This window comes from Paludisphaera mucosa (genome assembly GCF_029589435.1).
In the GTDB taxonomy this organism is placed as follows: domain Bacteria; phylum Planctomycetota; class Planctomycetia; order Isosphaerales; family Isosphaeraceae; genus Paludisphaera; species Paludisphaera mucosa.
Genome location: NZ_JARRAG010000001.1, coordinates 1121022 through 1144119, shown reverse-complemented (window position 1 = coordinate 1144119; position 23098 = coordinate 1121022). Strand labels below are relative to the sequence as shown.

Here is a 23098-nt window from a genome sequence, read left to right as displayed (position 1 = left end):
AGAGGCTCGACGCCATGCGACCCCGATCCACTATGATCCTGCTCCTCGCGACATCCGCCCTGGTCGTCACGGCCTCGCCGGCGCGGGCCGAGGACGGCGGGGCGAAGGTCACGTTCGCCGACAACGTCGCGGCGATCTTCCGGAACCGATGCGGCTCCTGCCACAACCCGGACAAGGCCAAGGGGGGCCTGAACCTGGAGACGTTCGGCGGGACCATGCAGGGGGGCGGCTCGGGCGCGGTCATCGAGCCCGGCGATCCCGATTCGAGCTCGCTGCTCGCGTCGATCCTCCAGACCGAAGAGCCCAAGATGCCCCCCAACGCGGGCAAGATCCCCGACGCCGAGATCGAGATCGTGCGCAAGTGGATCGAAGGGGGAGCGCTCGAGACGTCGGGGAGCAAGGTGGCGACCAAGGCCAAGCCGAAGATGGAGTTAAAGCTCGACCCCTCCGCCCTCGGAAAGCCGGCCGGCGAGCCGGCCATGCCCGTCGAACTGGCGACCGAGCCGTTCACCCCCGACGCCCGGCCGGGCGCGGTCGTCGCCCTGGCGGCCAGCCCCTGGGCTCCCCTGCTGGCGGTCGGCGGGCATAAGCAAGTCTTGCTTTACCGGACGACCGATCACCACCTGATGGGCGTCCTGCCGTTCCCGGAGGGGACGATCCACGTCCTGAAGTTCAGCCGCGGCGGAGACGTCCTGCTCGTCGGCGGCGGCCGGGGCGGACAGTCGGGGATCGCGGTCGGCTTCAACGTCAAGACGGGCGAGCGGGTCTTCGAGGTCGGCAAGGAGTACGACGCCGTGCTCGCGGCCGACGTCAGCCCGGACCAGAGCCAGGTCGCGCTGGGAGGGCCGGGCCGGATCGTCCGCGTCTACAGCACCGCCGACGGATCGCAGCAGTTCGAGATCAAGAAGCACACCGACTGGATCACCGCCCTGGAATTCAGCCCGGACGGCGTGCTGCTCGCGACCGGGGACCGCAACAGCGGCCTGTTCGTCTGGGAAGCCGCGACGGGTCGCGAATATCTCGAGCTTCGAGGCCACACGACGGCGATCACCGACGTCTCGTGGCGTCTCGACTCGAACGTCCTGGCGTCTTCCAGCGAGGACGGGACGGTCAAGCTCTGGGAGATGAACGAGGGCAAGGCGATCAAGAACATCGCCGCCCACCCGCCGGGCGTCGCCGCGGTCCAGTTCGCGAAGGACGGCCGCCTCGCCACCGCCGGGCGCGACCGCGTCGTCCGGATCTGGGACGCGAACGGCGGCAAGACGCTGGACCTGGAACCGTTCGGCGACCTGGCCCTGGCCGTCGCCCTGAGCCATGACGCGGGCGTGGTCGCCGGCTCCGACTGGTCTGGGGCGATTCGGCTGTGGGACGTCAAGGACGGTCATCGCCTGGCGACGTTGACCCCCAACCCCGCGCCGATCGCCGTCCGAATCGATCAGGCCCGTCAGCAGATGGCCGCATCCACGGCCGAGGCGGAAGCACTCGCGAAGGAACTCCCCTCCCTCCAAGCCGCCGTCGGCGGTGCCGCCGACATCCAGGCCAAGGCCCAGGCGGCGTTCACGGCCGCCGAGCAGGCCTCGGCCAAGCAGGCCGCCCTGGTCGCCGAGCGGGAGGCCGCCACGAACGCCAAGTCAGCCGCCGTTCAGGACGCCGCCCTCACGGCCCAGGGGGCCGAGCAGATCGCCGCCCAGGCCCGCGAGGGCCAGGCCGCGGCCGAGAAGGCGGTCGTCGACGCCGAGGCCGGCGAGAAAGCCGCGGCCGGGGCCATGGAGGCCTCCAAATCGGCCGTCGAAAAGGCCCTCGCGGAGAAGGCCGCGCACGACGTGGTGCTCGCCGCCGCGGCCGAGGCCCTCAAGAACGCAGCCGATCCCGATGCCGCGACCAAGGCCGCCGAGGAACTCGGTCGCCAGGCCCAGCGGGCCGGCGAGCTGATCCAGGCCCTCGCCGCCGCCGGCGCCGGACGCTCCGCCGCGGGGACGGCCGTGAAGCAGGCCGTCGCCGTCAAGGCCGCCGCGCCTCAGGGCGTCGCGCCGGCGCAGCTTCGAGCGAAGGCCGCCGCCTTCGGGCTCGCCGCAGCCGCGGACGCCGTCAAGCGGCTGGAAGCCGAGAAGGCCGAGACCGACAAGCTACTCGCCGAGGCCCGCGCCGGGGCCCAGGCGGCCACGGCGGTCGTCGCCGACCTGAAGGGCAAGCTCGATCAGGCCAATGCCGCTAAGGCCGGTGCGGACAAGGCTCTCGCCGACAAGGCGAATCCGGCCGCCGCCGCCCAGGCGAGGGCCGCGGCCCTCAAGGTCGAAATCGACCTCCTCTCCGCGGAGAAGAGTCGCAATCCTCAAGGCAAGGCCGGACTGGCCATCGCCACTCCCTGAGCGACATCGATCGGCGAACCAAGTTTCAAGGGCGTCTCGCCATGACGGCGACGACGCCCTTTTCCTTTTCTCGTCGGGCCCTTCCCGTCGCTCAATGCAGCCGCGGATCGGTCGCGGCGATGATGGCGCTGACGGCCTGTTGATTGAAGCCCTTGTAGCCTTCGCGACGCTGAAGGTTTTCCAGGTGGCTGCCGATCGTCCCGTCGCGGACGAACTTGTCGCGCTGCTCCTGCGTAATCCAGCCCGCGTCGAGGGCCCGATCGGCCCGGCGTGCCGAGACGGGCCAGCGTTCGCCGGCCGTGAACGCCTGGCGCAGGAACGGGAAGTCGGAGAAGGGCTTCATCGTCTCGATGCCCGCCTCCGCATTGAGGCCGTCGCGGAGGGCGTCGAACTCGAACTGGGCCTCCAGGTGGTGCATGCCGGCCTCGAGGATCGACTCCCCGTGGAGTGCGACCCAGAGGCCGACGGTCCCCGGCCTGGGGAGGTCGGGGAGCGACTGATGCGCGAAGTCCTGGGTCGCCTCTTCGGGGGCGAGGTCGAGGTCGGCGAAAATCACGATCCCGGTCATGGGATGCTCCAGGACCTGCGCCCCCCAGCCCGCATGTTCGCCGGCGTGGAAGCTCTCGCGGACGAAGAAGCCGAGCTTCGTAAACATGCGGATGAGGTCTGGGAAGAAACGCCGGGAGCTGCGGAACGTGTGGTGGTCGTGATTCGCCCAGCCGAGCCCGAATCGGTCCTGCCGGGCCTTCTGAACCTGCGCCGCGCGGTTGCGGGACTGCCAGTAGTCGCGTTCGACTTCGAAGATGAGATGACACGCCAGGTCGCGAGAGCCGGCCGTCTCGATCACCTGGTCGACGAGGGCCTCGGTCTCGGCGAACCCCTGAGCGTCGTCGTCGAAGCGGCGGCGGCGGGCGATCCAGAGGTCGCGGGCCGCGAGGGCCTCGCGTGCGGCGTGCGGCTTCATCCGGCCCTCTCGGGCGGCCTCGGTCGGGAAGTTCTCGAAGCCGATGTAGGCCCGACGCTCGACGACGACGAGATCGACGCGCTCGCCCGGCAATCGTGCGGTCCGGAGCGGGCCCATCGGATATCCCCGGACCGTCAGGCCGAGGTCGTTCGCCCCCGAAAAGGCGGCGACCGACTCGACCTTGATCCCGACGTCCCGTACGCCTTCCGCACCGCCCGCCGACCTGGGCGCGACCGCGATCCGGGGGAAGACGCCGCCCGGATGTGCATAGACCGGGACGCCGACGCCGTGCGTGTCGGCCGTCCGCTCGAAGCCGAGCGTCGTGAGCCGATTGGCGAACGAAGCCGGCGCGGCCACGACGAAATGGTCGAGCCAGTTCTGGAAGATGGTGCCCGTCTCGGGCATCAAGCGTTCGGCTAGCGCCCGAGCGAACGCATGGCCGTCCAGGGCCTGACGCGTCAGCTCATTGACGAGCGCCTCGGTGTCGGGCCAGCGCCGCCACTGGAACGGGGCGGCCTTCTCGGGCTCTGTCGCGAGCGACATGTCGATTCTCCTTCCGCGGATGGTTCAGAGCTGCGCCTTGTCGACGGATTGCACGTCGGCGAGGGCCGCCCCCACCAGGTCCAGGCCGATATCGACCTGCCGCCTTGAGAGGCACAAGGGGGGACAGAAACGTACCGTGCTGGGGCCGCAAGGAAGCAGCAGCAGGCCGCGGTAGAAGGCGCAGTCGATGATTTGATCGCGTAAGCCGGCGGCCGGCGAGCCCGACTCGTCCTGGATCTCCATGCCGATCATCAGGCCTTTGCCGCGGATCTCGCGGATCATGGGGTTCGCGACCGCCAGCGATTTGAGACCCGCTACGAGCTGGGCGCCCCGGACGACGGCGTTGCGGGCGTATTTCGCCTCGATGAGATCGATCGACGCCAGGGCCGCGGCGCAGGCGACGGGGTTGCCGCCGAACGTCGACGCGTGGCTGCCCGGGGGCCAGTCCATGACGTGGGCCTTGGCGACGATCGCGCCCAGAGGCAGGCCGTTGGCGATCCCCTTCGCGAGGCAGAGGATGTCGGGCTCGACGCCCCAGTGCTCGCACGCGAACATCTTGCCCGTCCGACCGAACCCGGACTGGATCTCGTCGACGACCAGTAGGATGCCGTGCTCGTCGCAGATCTTGCGGAGCCCCGGCAGGAAGCCTTCGTCGGGGACGATGTAACCGCCCTCGCCCTGGATCGGCTCGACGAAGATCGCGGCCGTCTCCTCGGCCGAGCAGACCGTCTTGAACAGTTGCTCGACGCTGGCCAGGTCGTTGTAGGTCGCGTGGTGGATGTCGGCGACCAGGGGCGCGAAGCCCTGGCGGTGGAGCGGCTTGGAGGCCGAGAGCGACATCGCCCCGTAAGTCCGGCCGTGAAATCCCCGGAGGAACGCGATCACGCGCGGGCGACGCGTATGCTTGCGCGACAGCTTCAGCGCGGCCTCGATCGATTCGGCCCCGCTGTTCGTGTAGAAGACCCGCTTGGCGGTGTTCCCGGGCGCGATGTCCGCCAGCCGCTCCGCCAGCTTGATCTGGGGGGCGTAGTAGAAGTCCGTGCCCGACATGTGGATCAGCCGCTTGCTCTGGCGGACGATCGCCTCGACGACCTTCGGATGGGAATGGCCGACGTTCGTCACCGCGATCCCGGCCGTGAAGTCGAGGAAGCGGTTGCCGTCCATGTCCTCGATCATCGCCCCCTTGGCGCGACGGACGACCAAGGGGTACGTGCGGGTGTAGGACGGGGACATGAAGCGGTCGTCGCGCTCAAGCCAGGCCTCGCTCTTGGGACCGGGCACGGGCCCGAGGATCCGGGGCTCGTCTCGATGCAGTGCGACCATCGCGTCTCCCTTTCCAGGTTCAAGACCCGACGATTCCTCGATCCTCCTGGCGGGATCGCCCGGATCGTCGGGCTCCGACGTCGACGGTGTCGAACCGGCGTCGGCGGCGTATCGAGCATGGCCCCGCAGGCGGATGGGATTCCGCGACCGACCGGGAGAGGCGTGCGGGGCGAAAGGGTATTATTCCGATTCGCGGCTCCGTGGTCAAATCAACCGCTCCCGATGTAGGAGACCGAACTGCCTGCGGAAAATGATCTCCGGCGACGCAGCAATGAATTTCCTCGGGGTTCGGCCGATCGTCGCGACCAGGGCTCGCGTCGTATCGCGGCGTCGGGAATACTAGAATCAGGGATCGCGTCGGGCGACGATCGCGCGACGGGTTTGCATCCTCCCCCGGGCCCGGCTTCATGAACACGGTGGTCGTCGGATACGGTATGGCGGGCCGTGAGCTGCACAGCCCGCTCATCCAGAGGCAGCCCGCGCTGAGGCTCTACGGCGTCGTCGCACGCAAACCCGAGGTCCGGGAGCGGGCCGAGGCCGAGCGCGGCGTGAAGACGTTCTCGGGCCTCGACGAGGCGCTGGACGATCCCGCGGTCGGGCTGCTCGTCCTGGCGACGCCACACGACGTCCACGCCGAGATGACGGTGAAGACGCTGGACGCGGGACGGCACTGCGTCGTCGACAAGGTCATGGCCTTGACGTCCGCCGACGCCGATCGGATGATCGCCGCCCGCGACCGTTCGGGTCGGATGCTCTCGGTTTTCCACAACCGGCGCTGGGACTGGGATTTCGCGACCATCCGGCGAATCCTCGACGAAGGAACCATCGGCCGGCCCTTGCTATTCGAGAGCGCGGTGTGCCGCTTCAAGGCCCCGCAAGGCTGGCGAGGCGAGCTGGGGGCGTCGGGGACGATCCTCCACGACTGGGGCGCGCACATGGTCGATCACGCGCTCCAGCTCGGGCTCGGTCCCTGTCGACGGCTGACGTCGTGGCTGTTCGAGAGCCCCTGGGACGGCGTCGACATCGGCGGACACGGCCGGATCATCCTGGAGTTCGACGGGGCGATCTTCCAGGCCGAGACGAGCCGCATCTGCCGCATCGACCGACCCCGGTGGTGGGTCGTGGGGACCGAAGGCGGATACGTCAAGTTCGGGGTCGATCCGCAGGAGGACGCGCTTCGCGGAGGCGACATCGATCGGGCGGACGAGTCCGAGAGCCAGCAAGGCCTGCTTTCCACGGCCGCCGACCCCGATCCGGCCACCCGCGATCCGAAGACGATCCGACGGCGGTTGCCCTCGGTGCGATCGCACTGGGACGGCTTCTATGCGAACATTGCGGCGCACCTGACTCGGGACGAGCCCCTGGCCGTGACCGCCGAGCAAGGGCGCGAAGTCGTGCGAGTCCTCGAGGCGGCCCTGGAATCCTCGCGGGAGCGTACTAGCGTCGAAGGCCCATGGGGATCGTGAGGCGACGCCGGAGGGCGTGCCGCGGAGGGTTCTTGCGTTGGTGATCCACTGCCCCTCGTGTCGTCATCCCATCCGCATCGTCGACGTCTCGCCCGGTCGCTTCACGCCGCGTTGCCCGAGCTGCCAGGCCGCGTTCGTCCTCGAGATTCCGGCGGGCGAGGCCGTCGCCCCCGTCGTAGCGGCGGCGTCTACAGCGAATCCCGATGCCACCTCCCCATCGCTCGAGGCGATCCCGACCACCCTCGAAGCCGACGAGCCGGAACCTGGGTACAGCCGCCTGCCGCGCGGCACGCCCCGGTTTTTCGGGCGCTGCTTCGTCTTGAAGCTCCTCGGGCATGGGCCACGAGGGAAATCGCTGCTCGCCCGCCCCCTCTCGCTCGCCGGCCGGGTCGTGCTCAAGTCCGTGGCGGCCGACCGCGGGCGCGACGCGATCTTCGTCGAACGCTTCCTGCGGGAGGCCCTGGCGACGTCCCAGGTCGCGAGCCCTCATTTGATCCCGATCGTCGACATCGACCGCGACGGGACCGCGACGTTCACGGCGATGGAATATGTGCCGGGGACCTCGCTCGCCGAGGAGCTGGCGCGGCGGGGGAAGGTGGATCCCGGCGCGGCCGCGGGGTGGATCCTCCAGGCGGCGCGCGGACTTGCGGTCGCCCACGCGCAGGGGATCTGGCACCGCGACGTGAAGCCCGAGAACCTGCGGCTCACACGCGACGGTCTCGTCGTCGTCGACGACCTGGGATTGGAGACGACCCCGTCGCTGGCCGCGGCCGAGAGCGCCCGCGACCAGGGCGGCTCGAAGGGACCGCGAGGTAAGGGACGAACCGCGGCCGAGGACGTCGCGGCGAAGGCCGCGATCGTTCAACGAGCCGCCGTCGGCACGCCGATCTACATGGCGCCCGAGCAGGCCCGCGACGCGCTCGTCATCGACGGGCGCGCCGACGTCTACGCGCTCGGCTGCACGTTCTACCAACTCGTCACGGGCCGGCCCCCGTACGCCAAGGCCACGGCTGCAGAACTGATCGCCAGCCATCAGAACGAGGCTCTCATCCCGCCCCAGGAGTTCGCCCCCGGCCTCCCCTCCTCGATCTCCGACGCCATCGTCACGATGACGCGCAAGACGCCCGAGGAACGCTATCCGAGCATGGACATCGTGATCGACGTCCTCGAGAACGCACTCGGCCTGCGGCAGGGTCGGACGGCGGCCGACGACGCGGCGTACCGCGCTGCCGTCCGGGAAGGGTCGGCGGTGATGAACGACGCTCCCGCCGCGCGCTTGCGCAGCCGGATCCTGATGGCCGCGGGGGGCGTGTGGCTGGCCTTCCTGCTGCTGCTGTTCGTCCTGGGCGCTTATCGTCCCATGTTCATCGTCGCGGGCTTCGGAATGCTGTCGGCGGCGGCCCTGGCCCTGGCGTCGAAGTCGCTCCGACCATTCGGGCTCCTCGACCTGCTGCGCGAGGTCTTCCTGGGCGACGGCATCGGCTCCTGGATCGCGACAGGTATCGGAGTCGTCGCCCTGCTCGGCCTGACGATCTACGGCGGCTACCTGTGCCCCATGCTCTTCCTCGCCGCGTGCGTCGGGGCCCTGGGCGGCGCCTTCCATTACTACGTGGAACGGCCGTATCTCGCCGAACGCGACGAGACGGTCCGGCGGGTGAAAACGCCGTTGCGACGCCTCCGCCAGGCCGGCGTCGACGAGCGGGGGCTGCGTGACGCCCTGATCAGCGCGGCGGGTCAAGGCTGGGAGTCGCTTTTCGCGTCGATCTTCGGCGAGCGTGCGCTGGGGGCCGAGCGGCTGCGGGCCTTGCACGACCCTTCGGCCCCGAGCGGCGAAGCCCGCCGTTGGTGGTCGGGCCGGCTCGAAAGGCTGCTTGCCGCGATGATCGAGATGCGCCGTGAGCGGCGCCTCCGGCGACTCTTTCAGGAGGTCGAGGAGGCCCGATTCGAGGCCGAGGGGTTGAACCTCCTGACCGCCCGGCGGCATTCCCGGCGCGTCTCCCGCGCCTTGATCGCCGCCGCCCGCGAATGGCGGGACGAACAGGCCGCCCTCACGGCCGGCCGACGCGCCCCCGGCGCGGCGGGGCCGACGATCTCGCAACATCTGCGCGACGCCATCGAGGATCCGGAGCGGATCCTCGCCGGCCGCGAGGCCGGCCCGGGGCCGCTGGCCCGCCGGGTCGACGCGCTCTCTTCTCGGACCCTCGGCCGCCTCCCTCGTCTCCTCCTGAGTGCGTTGCTCCTCGGCGTTTTCGCGTACTGGATGCACTCGCATCAAGTCGTGACCGCCGAGCAAGTCGGCCGGGCCGCCCAGGAGATCGGCCGGGCGGCGAAGGCGGCGGCCGAGAACGCGGATCCGAAGGCCCTGACTGACGTCCACGTCGACATCCCCGTCGAGCCGTCGCGATGGTTCCAGCCGCTCGGCGATCCCTGGATTCCGGGTCCCTGGCGATCCATCCTCGTCGCAAACGTCGGCACCGCGGGACTCTTGCTCGCCGTTTCCGCCCTCTTCCGTTCGCGGATCGTGGGCCTTTTCGCCTACCTCGCGGGCGGGCTCATCCTGTTCGGCCCGATCCTGGGCCTATCCCTTGGGTGGCTGGCCCCCACCTTCGACGCCCCGACTCAGGCGATGCTGTTCGGGGTCGTCGTCCTTGCGATCGGCATCGTTCTTTCGCGGCGATGGTGATCGTCGGTACGCTCCCCATCCCAATATCGCGAGGGCCAGCAAGAGGGAACCGGCGCTCAACATCGCCGTCGGGACAAGGTACGATGGTCGATAGGTGAACGTCACTCGATGGGTCCCAGCGCCGGGGACCTGGGCCGTCTGGACGAAGAAGGAGTTGCGGCTGACGGGCTCTTCGCGACCGTCGTCGATGGTGTAAGTCCAGCCGGGGTAGAACATCCGATTCAAGACGACCGCGCACGACCCGTCATGATCGACGATCGCGGTTCGGCCATCCCACGAAGTGACCTCGGAGCGAGTGGCGTCCGGGGGTGCAAAGGGATAGGCGAACTTCTGAGATCGGCCCTCAATTATTGGTGCAAAGGGGTCTCCCGCTCGCCCGACCGCGCGAGCGAAGGGTGCCGCGTCCTTGATCCGGTACAGTCGCCACGACGCATGAGCGGGCGCGCCGGCCGGCCGGTTGACGAGACGATCGAGAGTTTCGTCTCGCTGCTGCACGATCATCTCGACCGAGGGCGAATCCACCGGACCGTCCCACACGCCGTGCGTCGCTCCGTATCCTGAAAGCAAGTCGGTGTGTTGATAGAAGAAATAGCCCGGCGACGTCGCGGCCGTCAGCGGGCTGTTCATGGGTACGTTGCGCTGGGTGAAGGCGGAGAAATAGCGATGGGGAGGCGGGGCTGCAAAACCGGTATACGGGAAGAGCGGGGCCATCCCGAACCGCAAGGGGATGTCGCTGAGCAGGCCGGCGACCTTGCCGACGTCCTTCTCCGCGGCGAGCCGCTTCAGTATAGGGCTCGACCCCGGGACCGGCACGGCCCAGCCCCAATCCGTCGTCGAAGTGTAATAGAGCCCGCCCAGCTCGGCCGCGGTGGCGACGAGCAAGACCTGCGCGGGGACCCGCCCGCGTAGCCACGCCGCGGCCAGGATCGCCGCGATCAACCAGGCGCCCCCGGCCATCGCAAGCCGGATCAGGAGGCGGTCGCCCCCTAGTTCCCGCACGTGGTCCGGCCGCCACGACCAGGAGACGACCCACCAGGCACCAGTCGCGGCGAAGACCAGAGCGAGCGCCAGGCCCGTCCACGCCAGGACGCGACTCCCGCCACGATCGAGGCCATGCCCGGCGAATAGCGCCAGTCCCAGGCTCGTGAGCGCCAGGAACCGGCCCGGCGCCCGGAAGAGCCCCATCCCCGGGAGCGAGGCGACCCACTCGAAGCCCTGCAGCCAGACGCCGGGCAGGACGGCCAGGATGAAGGTCGCCAGCGTCACGCCGATCCAGAATCGCATGGCCGAGCCGCCCTTCGAGAGCAGGCCCACGAACGCGAAGATGAGCGGGATCGTGCCGATGTACAGGCAAGCTTCGTAGCCGGTCGTCCCCAGCGCGTACCAGTAATTCGCCTCGGGGCCGCCGGGTATGCCGCGCAGCCAGCTTGGGACCACGAGTTCGGCCCAGTGGGCCGGGGGAAATCCGAAGAAGGCCAGCTCCAGGAACGGCCGATCGTCGTAGCCGACGAACCGAGCCAGTTCCCAGCTCGAGCCGAGCTGGACCGCCGCGATCGCCGCCCCCCAGGCAAGTCCCGCGATGACTCCGAGCACCCGTAAGATATGTCGAGGAGACTCCAGCGTCCGCCAGATCCCCGTCGCCAGCACGAGCCCCGCCGTCCAGGACTGGACCTGGAAATGGCCGACCGTCAACTGGAGGCCGTAGGCCAGGCCCAGCCCGGCGACCGGGAGCACGCGGCCCTCGGCCATGATCCGCTCGGCCAACAGCAGGCAGAGCGGCAGGTACGGCAAGGCGTGGTACGACCACTCGTGGCTCGAATGGATCGACTGGAACCCGCAGAAGCTGAAGCTCAGCGCCGCCAGGCTCGCTCCGTAGGGAGTGAGTTTCAGGCGACGGGCGTAGGCGTAGGTTGCACCCGCCATGAAGAGGTAGTGCAGGAACATCGAAAGGCGATAGGCGAAGGGGACGGAGAGGAAACGGTAGAGCAGCAGGTTGGGCGGGTAGAACGCCGCCGCGTGGCTCTCGGCCACGAGCGGGAAGCCCAGCCCCACGCGGTCGGACCAGAACGGCAGCCTCGCCTCGGCCAGCGACCGCGCCAGCTCGGCCTTGATCGGCCGATACATGCGGTCGGGGTCGCCGCCCACCGGCTCGACGCCGACCAGAAGTCCCGAGAGCAGGGCCGCGGCGAGCGCCAAGGTCCAGAAGCAGGCGGTGTTGGGCGCATCGAGTCGGAATTTCTTCGTGTTCAACCTCGGCTCCGCCGTGCGGTGGATCGGGACGTCGCGCACGCGACGACGACGTCTTTAAGATTCAAGGAAACCTGAATATTTTGCTGGGAAGACACAACGGCCCCTGTAGCCCGTATCGTAATAAATGGGGACGCAACGCGAAATCCTCGAAGACGTTCGACGCTCGAAGGGAGAGGAGGACCGTCGTGGTTTCGATGCATTGCCCCTCGTGCGGCGCCGAAGGTCGTGTCCCCAAGGATAAGGTCGACACGCGCCTCCTGTGCAAGAAGTGCCTCAAGAGCTTCCACCTCACTTCCGCGGGGAAGATCGTAGCGGGGCCTCCCCCCGACCTCGCCAAGGGGGCGATGCACCATCCGGACCCGGTCCACGCCCTCGATCACGTCGAGGAAGAGGTGGATCATTGGGTCGCCCGATTGAAATCCATCGTGCCAAAGGTCGCCCTCGCCGCCGTCCTCGTGCTCCTGATCTGGGTCGCCCGTCCGCTCGTGCGCGGGCCTCGACCTTTGAGCCGCGACGATCAGGCGGTCAAGATCGCCCACGCGTTGGTCCGCAACGACGTGCCGACGCTTCGCAAGCTCTCTGTTTCGGGCACCGGCGACGCGGCCGCGGAACTCTCGGAGGCGATCCTGCCCGAGCTTCGGGAACACGGCGACCTGCAGTCGGCCACTCCAACTGTCGAGCTAACGGTCAAGCCCGAAGCCCCCGGCCCCGGACTTTCCGAGGTCGTGGCCTCGATCCGTCCCGATCAGCCGGTAGGCCGCCTGGGGTTCGCCGTCCCCGACGTCTCGACGAACATGAAAATCGGCGGCGCCGTGGAGGTCACGATGATCCTCTCGGGCGACGACCAGTCGGGATGGCGGCTCGACGGCGGCCGGACCTTAAAGGCCTTCCGCGACTCGCGCGTGGCCGATCTGGCGAAGGTGGCCAAACCTGGGACCGGCCCCCGATGAGCCGCGAGCCTCTCCTGGTTAGGGTTGAAGCGGGGCCCCTTCGACCGTCCTCGCCGCGCGCTTGACGGTCATACGCCTTAAGGCTACCATGCGCCCGATCATATTCGGGAGAGTTCGGTCGCCAGTTGGGGTTCGTCGCTTGCAGCATCCTTTCCAGGAATTCCGGGAGTTCGTCGCCGAGAACCAGCCGCTGGCCCCGCTGATCTGGTTCCGGCTCGGCGGACCCGCCGCTTATTTCGCCAAACCTCGCACTATCGAGGACTTGCGTGCCGTCCTGCGCCGCGCGAACGACGAAGGGATCGGCTTCCGACTCCTCGGGGGCGGGACGAACGTCCTGGTGCGCGACGAGGGAGTCGACGCACTCGTAGTCCACATGGAGAGCCCCTTCTTCTCCGACGTCGCGATCGTCGACGAACGGATCTCCGTCGGGGCCGCAGTGCCGCTCACGGCCCTGATCTCGCAGGCCGCCCGCGCCGGCCTGGCCGGCCTGGAGATTCTTACCGGCATTCCGGGGACCGTGGGCGGGGCGCTTCGCGGCAACGCCGGCAGTCGACAGGGGGCCATCGGACCGTACGTGAGTCGCGTCGCGGTTCTCGACTCCTCGTTCGAAGTCCAGGAGCGGGAGCGCGACGACCTCAGCTTCGTCGACCGGGAATCGAACCTCGACGAGCCGGTGATCCTGTCGGCGGAATTCGAGCTTTCCCGCGAGGACCCCGAGTCGGTCGTCCGGCGCATGCGGCGGATCTGGATCGTCAAGAAAGAGAACCAGCCCTACGGCCACCAGTCGGCGGGCTGCATCTTCAAGAACCCCTCCGCCGACATCTCCGCCGGGGCGCTCATCGATCAGGCGGGGATGAAGGGGACGCGTCACGGTGGGGCCGAGATCTCCGACCGGCACGCCAATTTCATCATCGCCCACCCCGGGGCGAAGTCGGACGACGTCCTCCACCTGATCGACCAGATCCAGCAGCGAGTCTGGCAGCAGTTCGGCTACGAATTGGAACTGCAACTCCAGATCTGGTAGCATGGGGACATTCGGGACGGGAGTGGGCGAGAGGGAGTTCGCCGGCCGTCCACCGCGGCCGGGTCGTCGCGCGCCGGCCGATCAGGGAGGAGCCGGGGATATGAACTACCGCGACATTCCCCGGATCGTCGCGTCGGACGGCGATGACGACGCCCCGGAGGTCCCCTCTCGCCCCCGCAGATTCGAATTCGTCCGGACCACCGGCCGGCTCGACGTCCGCAGACTCGCCACGGCCTGCGTGCTGACCGCCTGCATCCTGGCCGTCCTCGCCTATGCGGGCGGACACGCCGTGTCCTCCGCCGTGGCGTGGCTCCACAAGCAGCCTCGGTATCAGCTCCGTTTCGATCGGATCGAGCTGCCCGTCCCCCCCCCGTCGTGCTTCCGGGGCGGGGCTGCGACCTTCCTGGATCGGGTCCGCCGGAACGCCAACGAGCCCGAGGTCCTCCCCGTCCTGGACGTCGACCCGGATCGAATCGGCGACGTCTTCAAGCATTTCCCCTGGGTCGAGCGGGTCGAGTCGATCGCATTCCCACCTCGCGGACTGGTGGTGCGGTTGGCTTACCGCATCCCCGTCGCCAGGGTCCAGGTCACCGCCGCCGACCAGGTCGTTTTGGACCGCGAAGGCTGCATCCTGCCGCAGCAGGATATCGACACCGAACGGCTCGGTCGATTGATCTCCATCCAGGTCCACGGACTCACGCTCCCGGACAAGGATCGCGTCGGCAAGATCTGGAGGACAGAGACGGCGAAAACCCCCGAGCGAGCCGCCGTCGATCGCGGGATCGTCCAGGCGGCGAAGCTCGCCGGGTTCTTCCTGGAGCCTGGACGCGAGGCCGAGGCGGTCGCCGAGCCCTCGCTCCAGGTCCTGGCGATCCACGACGACCCGAAGCTGAATCGGGGATGGTTCGTCCAAACCACGCCGGGGGCCTTCATCCTGTGGGGCCGAGGGCCGGGCGACGAACAGCCGGGCGAACCGTCGGCCGCCGAGAAATGGGACATGCTGGCAAAGCGGGCGCAGGACGGCGGGCTCAAGCCGGAGCGCCCGCGCGACTACTGGACCTTCGGCCGATCCGGGCTGAGCTACATCCGGGCCGCCTCCGCCGCCAACCCGTGAGGGCGTCGCGCGTCGATCCCGGCGGATGGCGAGGATTTTCCTGGGAAGGCGTCGCCGTCGGACGTCCTATTCCTACGGCGGGATCCGTCCCGGCCCCGGGCGGGGCGTCGGACGCGGCGGACCTTCAGGTCGGAAATCCAGGCGAAGTCAGAGGAAGCACCATGGCAAGCCGACTCGGCGTGGGATGGATCAACCAGGTGTCCCGGCTCGCCGGGCCGACCACGGCCGGCCGATTCGCCTCGTACGCCGTGCAGGTCCAGCGCGTCAACGCGCTCGAGCCCGTCTTCGAACCGCTCACCGACGCCGAGCTTCGGGAGAAGGCCAACAACCTCCGCCTCCGTTCACGCCAGGGCGACTCCCTGAACGTCCTGCTCCCCGAGGCCTTCGCGCTCACCCGGGAGGCCGCGAAGCGAACGATCGGCCAGCGTCAGTTCGACGTCCAGGTCGTGGGCGGCGTGGCGATCCACAACAGTTGCATCGCCGAGCTGGAGACGGGCGAAGGCAAGACGCTCGTCGCCACCATGCCCGCGTTCCTGAACGCCCTGCCGGCCAAGGGCGTCTACGTCGTCACGGTCAACGATTACCTCGCCCGCCGCGATGCCGAGTGGATGGGCCAGGTCTACCGCCACCTGGGCATGACCGTGGGCTGCATCCAGACCGGTATGGCCGACCAGGAGCGTCGCAAGGCCTACAATTGCGACATCACCTACGGCACGAGCAAGGAGATGGGCTTCGATTTCCTCCGCGACGAGCTCAAGCGGCTCCAGCTCGGCGACACCCACCGCAAGTCGTTCGAGCAGGCCTTCCTCGGCCAGGGCAACCACCTCGAGGCCGAGACGCCGGTCCAGCGGACGCACAATTTCGCCGTCGTCGACGAGGCCGACAGCATCCTGATCGACGAGGCCCGGACGCCGCTCATCATCGGCGCCAACAACCAGCCGACCCAGGAAGAGGCCTCCGCCTACTACGGCGCGGACCAGTTGGCCGCGACGCTCGTACGTATCAAGGACTACAAGTACGACCCGATCGAGAAGAAGGCCGAGCTGAGCGCGGCCGGCCGCCGCAAGGTGCAATCGCGCGCGGCCCACCCGTCGTTCGTCATGCTGACGGTCGACACCCTTTACGAGTACGTCGAGCGGGCCCTTCGCGCCCAGATCGCCTACCTTCGCGACCGCGACTACGTGATCCATGAGGGCGAAATCGTCATCGTCGACGAGTTCACCGGCCGCATGATGCCCGGCCGCCAGTGGCAGGACGGCCTGCATCAGGCGATCCAGGCCAAGGAGAAGCTGGAGATCACGCTCGAGACGATCACCGCCGCGCGGGTCACCGTCCAGGACTTCTTCAAGCGTTTCAAGAAGCTCGCGGGCATGACCGGCACCGCGACCTCGGACGCGGCCGAGCTGCGGCGGATCTACAAGGTCGGCGTGATGAAGATCCCGACCAACCGCCATTGCGCCCGCATCTGGCTCCCCGACCGCGTCTACTCGAACGAGGTGGAGAAGTTCCAGGCGGTCGCCGATCAGATCGTGGAGTGGAACCGGATGGGTGCGCCCGTCCTGGTCGGCACCCGGTCGATCGAGAAGTCCGAGCACCTCAGCGCCCTGCTCGCCGAGGCGGGCATCGAGCACCAGGTGCTCAACGCCAAGAACCACGAGATCGAGGCCCAGATCGTCGCCCAGGCCGGCCAGAAGGGGCGGGTGACGGTGGCGACGAACATGGCCGGTCGCGGAACCGACATCAAGCTCGGCGAGGGCGTGGCGGACCTGGGCGGGCTGCACGTCATCGGCACCGAGCGCAACGAGTCGCGGCGGATCGACCGCCAGCTCGCCGGCCGCTCCGCCCGCCAGGGCGACCCGGGCCGATGCCAGTTCTTCGTCTGCCTGGAGGACGAGATCGTCGAATCCTTCGGCGAGAAGCCCGCCCGGCGCATCCGCGCCCGCCTCGCCGGCCGCGGCGAGCTGACCAACGCCCGCTGGCGCCGGTTCTTCGTCAACGCCCAGCAGCGCAAGGAGCGGCAGCACTTCCGGGACCGCAAGCTCCTCATGCACTACGAAAAGCAGCGGGCCGAGATGCGCACCAACATGGGTCTCAACCCCGTCCTGGGCTGAGTACTCGTCCGACGTCAGAGGCCGCGAACCAGATCCCGGCCTAGAGTCCGGAGCCGATCGTCGAGCGTCGCGATGGGCCCCAGATGCTTCTCAAGCATCGCGACGCGGCCGCCGCGTCCATTCGTCCGTAAGTCGGCCAGGTAGTCGACCACGTTCGGCCAGATCGAGCGGGATGAGAGCAAGTGGTACATCATCAGCCAGCTCTGTCCGTAGGCGAGCTGGGCCGTTTTGGGGTCGTCGAAGAGCGCGTCCTCGGTCATCAGGCTCTTCGTCGAGATCCACGGTTCGCCGGCCTTCAAGGCGTCGCGGATCGCGATCAGTCGGGGTTGATTGATTCGCCCGACCGGCGCCTTCGAGGCCAGCCGCCACATCTCGAAATAGGTGGCGAGGCCCTCCGTGATGCACTTCGCAGGCTCTGGGTCGGCCGCCAGCAGCCCGGTGTTGAAGGTGAGCAGGTGGGCGGTTTCGTGAACGAGCGTAAATGTATTAATCCGCTCCGCCGTGCCTCCGACGCCCTGATCGGGCCGGAAATCAAAGACGACCAGGCGGTCGGCGTCCAGGTCGAAGTGGCCGCCGACGTCCTTGCCCGGGGCCTCGCCCACGAGCGAGCCGTACGAGATCGCGTCCCGCAGGACCACGACCATCAGGCGTCGATCCGGGTAGACGACGCGGAATCCTCGGTCGCGTAGGTGCTTCAGGAAGACCCGGCCGAGGGCCTCGCAGATCTCCAGGGCCTGCTTGCGAAACGGGCCCGACGCGTTGCCGACGCCCAGGAAGTGGGTCGTCCTGGAGACCCCAATCGGTGTGACGCCCGCGTGCTTCGCCTGGGCCTCGATTTTGGCGATCCGTTCGGGCTCGCCGGCGGCCGGCGGCGGCTCCTCGGCGTTCGAGAGCCGGTCGCAAAGCGGCGGGACGCCGAGCGCCGAGAGACCTAATGTCGCCGTCGCACGATAAATCCAGTCCCGCCTTGAGCCGTTGCATTCGGCGAGATCCCGAGTCATGGAACAAGGCTCCGACGTGCGAAATCGGCCGCCGACAACTCGTCTCGGCGCGAGGGGACGACTCGATTATACTTCGCCGCGTCCAGAAAAGGGCGACCGGGTCCCGTCCGGGCCCGACAGGGATGGTTTTGGATCAAGACGCAACACCACGGCTCCCTCGCGTGACGAGCCCTCCTCCAAGGCGGCGGCTCCCCATGCCGGGACGCTTGCGAGGACGGACATGCCAGACCGCATCTTGCTGACCGGTGGAACCGGCTTCTTCGGACGACGCATCGCCGAGACGCTCCGCGAGCGCGGCCACACCGTCGTCACCCCCGGCCGCCCCGACTTCGACCTGATGGACCCCTCCTCGACGCGTCGGACCCTGGAGCAGGTCCGTCCCGACACGGTCGTCCATTCCGCCGCCCACTACGGCGGGCTGGGCATCTGCGTGGCCGAGCCGGTCCAGATCTTTCAGCGAAACGTCATCATGGGCGTCAACCTCCTCGACGCCGCGTCGAAGGTCGGCGTCAAGAAGTTTCTCACGATCGGCTCCGCCTGCGCCTACGCCGGCTCCGTCAACGGCGACATGAAGGAGAGCGACTTCTGGTCGGGCCCGCTCCATCCCTCGGTCGAGGCCTACGGCTTCACGAAGAAGGTGATGGAAGTCGGCATGCGGGCCTACAACCGCGGCACCGGCATGATCGGCCAGATGCCGATCGTCACCAACCTGTACGGCGAGCATGACGTCTTCGGCGAATACCGGTCGCACGTCGCGGCGGCTCTCATCAAGAAGTTCGCCGACGCGGTCATCGAGAAGAAGAAGCAGGTCGTCTGCTGGGGCACCGGCGCCCCGGTCCGCGAGTTCATCTATTCAGGCGATGCGGCCGAAGGTGTCGCGCTCCTGCTCGCCAGCGGCTATTCCGAGCCCCTCAACCTCGGCACCGGCATCGGCACGTCGATCAAGGAACTCTCGGAGATCGTCGCCCGCCTCACCCGCTTCGACGGCGAGATCGTCTGGGACCGCACCAAGCCCGACGGCGTCATGCGCAAGGTCCTCGACGTCTCCAAAATGAAGAGCGTCCTCGACTGGACCCCTCCCACAAGCCTCGAAGCCGGCCTCGCCAGGACCATCAAGTGGTACATGGCGCACAAGGCCGAGGCCGACGCCCGCGCCTGACGCGAGACTCGCGATACGCACGGAACGCCCCCGACGCCCGCCGGCGTCGGGGGCGTTTCCGCGCGCCGATCGACTCGCCGCCGAATTCCTGTCACCATATCACGTCGCGGTGCCACTCAGGGATGGAAGATCGATGGCCTCGGAAAATGGCCTCCGGTCGTGCCAGGCGGTACATCCCTGGAGACGGCGATGACGACGGAAATCGAAACGGCGACGGCGGACGCGGACCTCTGGCGGCAGGCCTGCGCCGGGAGCCGCGAGGCGTTCGAGCAGGTCGTGCTACGGCACCAATCGCTGGTCTCCGGCGTGGCGTTCAACGCGTGCGGAGATCTCGCGACCAGCGAGGATGTCGCCCAAGAGACGTTCTGGGCCGCCTGGCGCGGTCGTGATTCGCTTGCCGACCCTACCCGTCTGCGACCCTGGCTCTGCGGCATCGCGCGAAACCTGGGTGCGAACGCAGCCCGCCATGCGGCCGCGTCGCGGTCCTCGAAGCTTGGCAAGCTCGCCACGGACCGTGAAGCGCCGGGCCTCGATCCTGCGGAGGCGGCCCTGCGAGAGGAGGAGAAGGCCCTGATCTGGCGGACGCTGGGCGAGGTCCCGAGCCTCTACCGCGAACCGCTCATCCTCTACTACCGCCAGGACCAATCGGTCGCCGACGTCGCCGCGGCGCTGGACGTCTCCGTGGACGCCGTCAAACAGCGGCTCGCCCGAGGTCGGGCGTTGCTCCGCGACCGGCTCGCCGATCTTGTCGAGGACGGCCTGCGGCGCACGCGTCCCGGCCGTTCCTTCACGGCCGGCGTGATGGCGGGAATCGGCCTGGCCGGCACGAGCGCGAAGACCGCAGCCGCATTCGGCGGCACGATGATCCGGACGGCCGCCGTTCCCGTCGCGGCCTCGGGACTTCTCGGCGCCCTGGCCGGGCTGGCCGGAGGATGGCTCGGCGCCTGGCTGCCGGCGCAAGCCGCGCCCACCCTCCGCGAGCGCGATCTCTACCTCGGATTCGGTCGAAGGATGCTCTTCGTTTCGTTGGGCTTCCTGGCCTTCCTGCTCCTCTTCATCCAGATCGGCGGCGGCACTCGCTGGTATCTGCCGACCTGGCTCGCTGCGGTGGTCGCTTTCCAGGTCGCGGTCTTGCTGGACGTTTGGAGGCTGAGTCGCAGCATCCGATTGGTCCGTGAATCTCGAGTTCCGGTCGACGATGCCAATCGGAGCCCGATGCGGCGGGGCATGGCCTACATGGCACGGCGCGTCCAAGGCCGCGTCTACCGCAGCGACCTACAACTCCTCGGGTTGCCGCTGATCGACGTCCAGGTCGGCGACCCGCCCGCGTTCGACCGAGACGGCGTCGAGATCGAGCCGGCCGCTCCCAAACGCTCCGCAAGAGGCTGGATCGCCGTAGGCGACGAGGCCCTCGGGGTCGTGCTCGCCGTGGGGACGCGGGCCGTGGGCGGGGTGGCGATCGGTGGGACTGCGATCGGCGTCGCGAGTTTCGGCGGGGTCGCCGTTGGCATCGTCGGCTTCGGCGGACTGGCGAGCGGCCTGCTGGCCATCGGCGGCGCGGCTTTCGGCGGCATTGCAATGGGAGGCCTGGCGGTCGGCGAGTTGGCCGTGGGCGGGGCGGCCGTGGCCCGACGGGTGGCCCTCGGAGGCCTGGCCGTGGCCTGGGAGACAGCTCTCGGGGGGGCCGCGATCGCCCATCAGACCGCCGTGGCGCGCGACGTCGCCGCCGCCTGGCTCGCCGGCGGCCCGAGCGGCATGCCGGAGCTGGATCGTCCCATCGTTCAACTCCTGAGAGGGAGCCTGATTCACGCCCGGTCGGCCGGTTTGGTGCTGGGGGGGGCCGCCCTGGCGATCGAGTTGGCGAGGGCGACTCTGATGTACCGACGCAAGACCTCCGGTAAGTCGAGGCCGGTGCCCCTGCTTCTCTTCACGGGGCTCCTCGGACTCGCCGGTTGCACGAGCCATTCGCAGCCGCAGAGGACGACGCCCATCCGACTGGACAACGGCTTGAGAGTCCTGTTACGTCCCGTTTCCGGGGCTTCACAGGTCTCCGTCGTCATCCTCTATGACATCGGCGGCGACCATGATCCGGAAGGTCGATCAGGCCTGGCGCACCTCGTGGAACACGTTTACGTCACGGCCGCGGCGGGAGGGGCGCCCGTCCGGTCGGCCGAGGAATTCTTCCAGCGCTATCCCGCGGGATGCAACGCCCAGACGGGAGATCGCTACACGGCCTTCGCGACCGTCGCCCTGGCCTCCGATCTGGACGCCGAGCTTCGCGAGGCGGCGGCGCGAATGGGAGCGTTGACGATCACCGACGCGGATCTGGATCGCGAGCGCCCCCGACTCCTGCAAGAGGTCTCCGCCATGTTCGACCGCGTGCCCACTCTCGCGGCCGTGAATAATGCTCGCGAGATCGTCAGACCGAGTCCGAACGGCGGCCGCCGCGGCGGCCTTCCCGAGCATGTCGCCAGGATGACCGCCGACGAGGTCAGCGAGCGCTGGCGTCGCTACTACAAGCCCCGCAACGCGATCCTCGCGCTGGCCGGCGCCGTCGATCCGACGACGGCGAAGACCCTGATCGAACGTCATTTCGGTGCGATTCCAGCCGGTGATGAACTCCCTCGAGCGGGAGAGCCGGGCACGACGCCGACCAAACACGCGCAGATCGCGACGACGACCGGCGCAGGTCCGGCCATCTCCGCCGTGGCGGTCTCGGCCCCACAGCCCACGGACCCGCTCTACGCGGATTATGCCGTCCTGGGAGCCCGACTGATGACGGCCGGGATGGACCCGACGACCGCCGTCCAGGTCCATATGCCCCTGCTCGACGATCCCGCCGCGATGGTCGCGTCGAGCGTCGCGAGAGATGGGGAAGCGCCGGAAGACACGACGCGCCGGGTGGACGGCTGGATCTCCGGGCTGATCGGGAAAGAACTCGCGGCCGGTGAGACAACGCAGGTCGCCTCGATGTTCGGCTTCTTCCTGGGCGCGTCCGACCTGCCGGACGAGGCGCTCGGGGCCAACCTCTACGGCGTCGCCTTCGCGCTGGGGCGCCGCGAGCAGCTCGGGATCGATCCCGCCCGGATGAAGGCGGCTCTCGCAGGGGTCACGGCGTCGAGCCTTCGCCGCGCGGCCTCCGAGATTTTCGCCGATTCTCGACGCGCCGCGGTCGCGATCCTACCTGCGCCGGCGGCTCGGTGAGCGCCGGGATCTGACCTTGCCGAGGGGTGTCGTCCCGATTATCTTGTCGAGCCAACGGATTGCATCCGCGGCCGCAGGGTCGCGCACGAGTCGACATCATGGAGGGATGAACCGTGCTCCGCGCCTACACCGAGAATCTGTCCGCAGCGAAGCGCGCCCGCCTCTGGCTCAAATACGCGATGTTCCCCGGCACCAACTGGGTCAGCCGGGACAAGTCGAAGGTCTGTCGATTGTTCCTCACGGGCACGGCCGACGCGCCCGTCCGCACCCTCGACTGCGGCTGCGGCAACGCCTATTTCTCCCACCAGGCCGTGATACGGGGCGCGCAGTGCCTGGGCATCACGATCCACGACTGGGAGAAGCATCATTGCGAGGAGATGCGCAGCTTCCTCGGCCTGACCGAGGATCAGCTCTCCATCCGCCGCGCCAGCCTCGAGACGCTGACCGCCGATCCTTCGGAACACGGGCGGTTCGATCAGGTCCTCCTGCTCGACGTCATCGAACACATCCTCGATGCGCCCAAGGCGCTCCGGCAGATCCACGACCTGCTGGACGAGGACGGCCTCGTCTACATCACCACGCCCGACCGCGACTGGCAGGGCAACGCCGATCGCATCCGCGTCACTCGGTTCGAGGACGGCTGGCACGTCCGCAACGGGTTCACCTTCGAGCAGCTCGAGCGGGTCCTGGAGGAATCGGGCTTCGAGCCCGTCGACCGACTCCGATTCGGCACGTTGGGATCGACGGTCGTGACCTGGATTCAGCACCAGATCTTCCGCTCCAGGATCGACCCGCTGACGGTCGCCACCTTCCCGCTCCTCAAGCTGATCTCCTGGTGCCTCTCGCCCTGGAAGGACCCTCATACGATCTTCGTGCTGGCCCGCAAAAAACGGCCTGGTTGAGCGTTGCGGGACGGAAAACGAAGAATCTCGGTCGC

The 23098-nt window shown here is 68.6% G+C and carries 14 protein-coding genes; 10 read left to right on the top strand and 4 right to left on the bottom strand.

All coding sequences use genetic code 11. The features are described 5' to 3' along the window. The first annotated feature begins 14 nt into the window (after window positions 1–14). Entirely contained in the window at window positions 15–2369 is a 2355-nt protein-coding gene (locus tag PZE19_RS04695) for a c-type cytochrome domain-containing protein (protein WP_277859414.1), read from the top strand. Window positions 2370–2460: 91 nt separating this feature from the next. On the opposite strand, the gene PZE19_RS04690 is transcribed toward PZE19_RS04695, so the two are convergent. Together PZE19_RS04690 and PZE19_RS04685 are read right to left on the bottom strand one after the other, a co-directional pair. Beyond that, window positions 2461–3876, bottom strand: a complete 1416-nt coding sequence (locus PZE19_RS04690) for a hypothetical protein (RefSeq protein ID WP_277859413.1) — start codon at window positions 3874–3876, stop codon at window positions 2461–2463. Window positions 3877–3900: 24 nt separating this feature from the next. Beyond that, window positions 3901–5199: an acetyl ornithine aminotransferase family protein gene (locus PZE19_RS04685; protein ID WP_277859412.1), complete on the bottom strand. Its 1299-nt coding sequence runs from the start codon at window positions 5197–5199 to the stop codon at window positions 3901–3903. Between the two features lie 407 nt (window positions 5200–5606). Between PZE19_RS04685 and PZE19_RS04680 the strand changes: the two genes are divergently transcribed. Together PZE19_RS04680 and PZE19_RS04675 are read left to right on the top strand one after the other, a co-directional pair. Then, on the top strand, window positions 5607–6665 hold the full coding sequence (locus tag PZE19_RS04680) for a Gfo/Idh/MocA family oxidoreductase (RefSeq protein ID WP_277859411.1): 1059 nt from the start codon (window positions 5607–5609) through the stop codon (window positions 6663–6665). Between the two features lie 40 nt (window positions 6666–6705). Beyond that, window positions 6706–9348 carry a serine/threonine-protein kinase gene (locus tag PZE19_RS04675; protein WP_277859410.1) on the top strand — a complete coding sequence of 881 codons (2643 nt, stop codon included), beginning with the start codon at window positions 6706–6708 and terminating at the stop codon, window positions 9346–9348. Here PZE19_RS04675 and PZE19_RS04670 read toward each other — a convergent pair. Then, entirely contained in the window at window positions 9244–11598 is a 2355-nt protein-coding gene (locus PZE19_RS04670; protein WP_277859409.1) for a hypothetical protein, read from the bottom strand. The genes PZE19_RS04675 and PZE19_RS04670 overlap by 105 nt on opposite strands. Window positions 11599–11783: 185 nt before the next feature. On the opposite strand from PZE19_RS04670, the gene PZE19_RS04665 reads away from it, so the two are divergent. The 4 genes from PZE19_RS04665 (at window position 11784) to PZE19_RS04650 (ending at window position 16797) form a co-directional block, all read left to right on the top strand. Then, window positions 11784–12548: a hypothetical protein gene (locus tag PZE19_RS04665; protein WP_277859408.1), complete on the top strand. Its 765-nt coding sequence runs from the start codon at window positions 11784–11786 to the stop codon at window positions 12546–12548. Between the two features lie 139 nt (window positions 12549–12687). Then, window positions 12688–13572: a UDP-N-acetylmuramate dehydrogenase gene (murB, locus tag PZE19_RS04660; protein WP_277859407.1), complete on the top strand. Its 885-nt coding sequence runs from the start codon at window positions 12688–12690 to the stop codon at window positions 13570–13572. Window positions 13573–13672: 100 nt separating this feature from the next. Further along, window positions 13673–14686: a cell division protein FtsQ/DivIB gene (locus PZE19_RS04655; protein ID WP_277859406.1), complete on the top strand. Its 1014-nt coding sequence runs from the start codon at window positions 13673–13675 to the stop codon at window positions 14684–14686. 161 nt (window positions 14687–14847) lie between these two features. Further along, window positions 14848–16797 (top strand): preprotein translocase subunit SecA, encoded by a 1950-nt coding sequence (locus PZE19_RS04650; protein ID WP_277859405.1) that lies wholly within the window; start codon window positions 14848–14850, stop codon window positions 16795–16797. 14 nt (window positions 16798–16811) lie between these two features. Here the strand turns inward: PZE19_RS04650 and PZE19_RS04645 are convergent, their stop codons facing one another. Beyond that, entirely contained in the window at window positions 16812–17798 is a 987-nt protein-coding gene (locus PZE19_RS04645; protein ID WP_277859404.1) for a DUF1570 domain-containing protein, read from the bottom strand. Between the two features lie 220 nt (window positions 17799–18018). On the opposite strand from PZE19_RS04645, the gene PZE19_RS04640 reads away from it, so the two are divergent. The 3 genes from PZE19_RS04640 to PZE19_RS04630 all read left to right on the top strand — a co-directional run bounded on the left by PZE19_RS04640 (window position 18019) and on the right by PZE19_RS04630 (window position 23063). Next, a complete protein-coding gene (locus tag PZE19_RS04640; protein WP_277859403.1) occupies window positions 18019–18957 on the top strand; it encodes an NAD-dependent epimerase/dehydratase family protein in 939 nt (312 codons plus the stop codon). Between the two features lie 189 nt (window positions 18958–19146). Next, the gene (locus tag PZE19_RS04635) at window positions 19147–22161 is read left to right on the top strand and encodes a sigma-70 family RNA polymerase sigma factor (protein WP_277859402.1); all 3015 of its coding nucleotides are present in this window, start codon (window positions 19147–19149) and stop codon (window positions 22159–22161) included. 113 nt (window positions 22162–22274) lie between these two features. Continuing rightward, window positions 22275–23063, top strand: coding sequence for a class I SAM-dependent methyltransferase (locus tag PZE19_RS04630; protein WP_277859401.1), 789 nt, complete (start codon window positions 22275–22277; stop codon window positions 23061–23063). Window positions 23064–23098 lie beyond the last annotated feature (35 nt).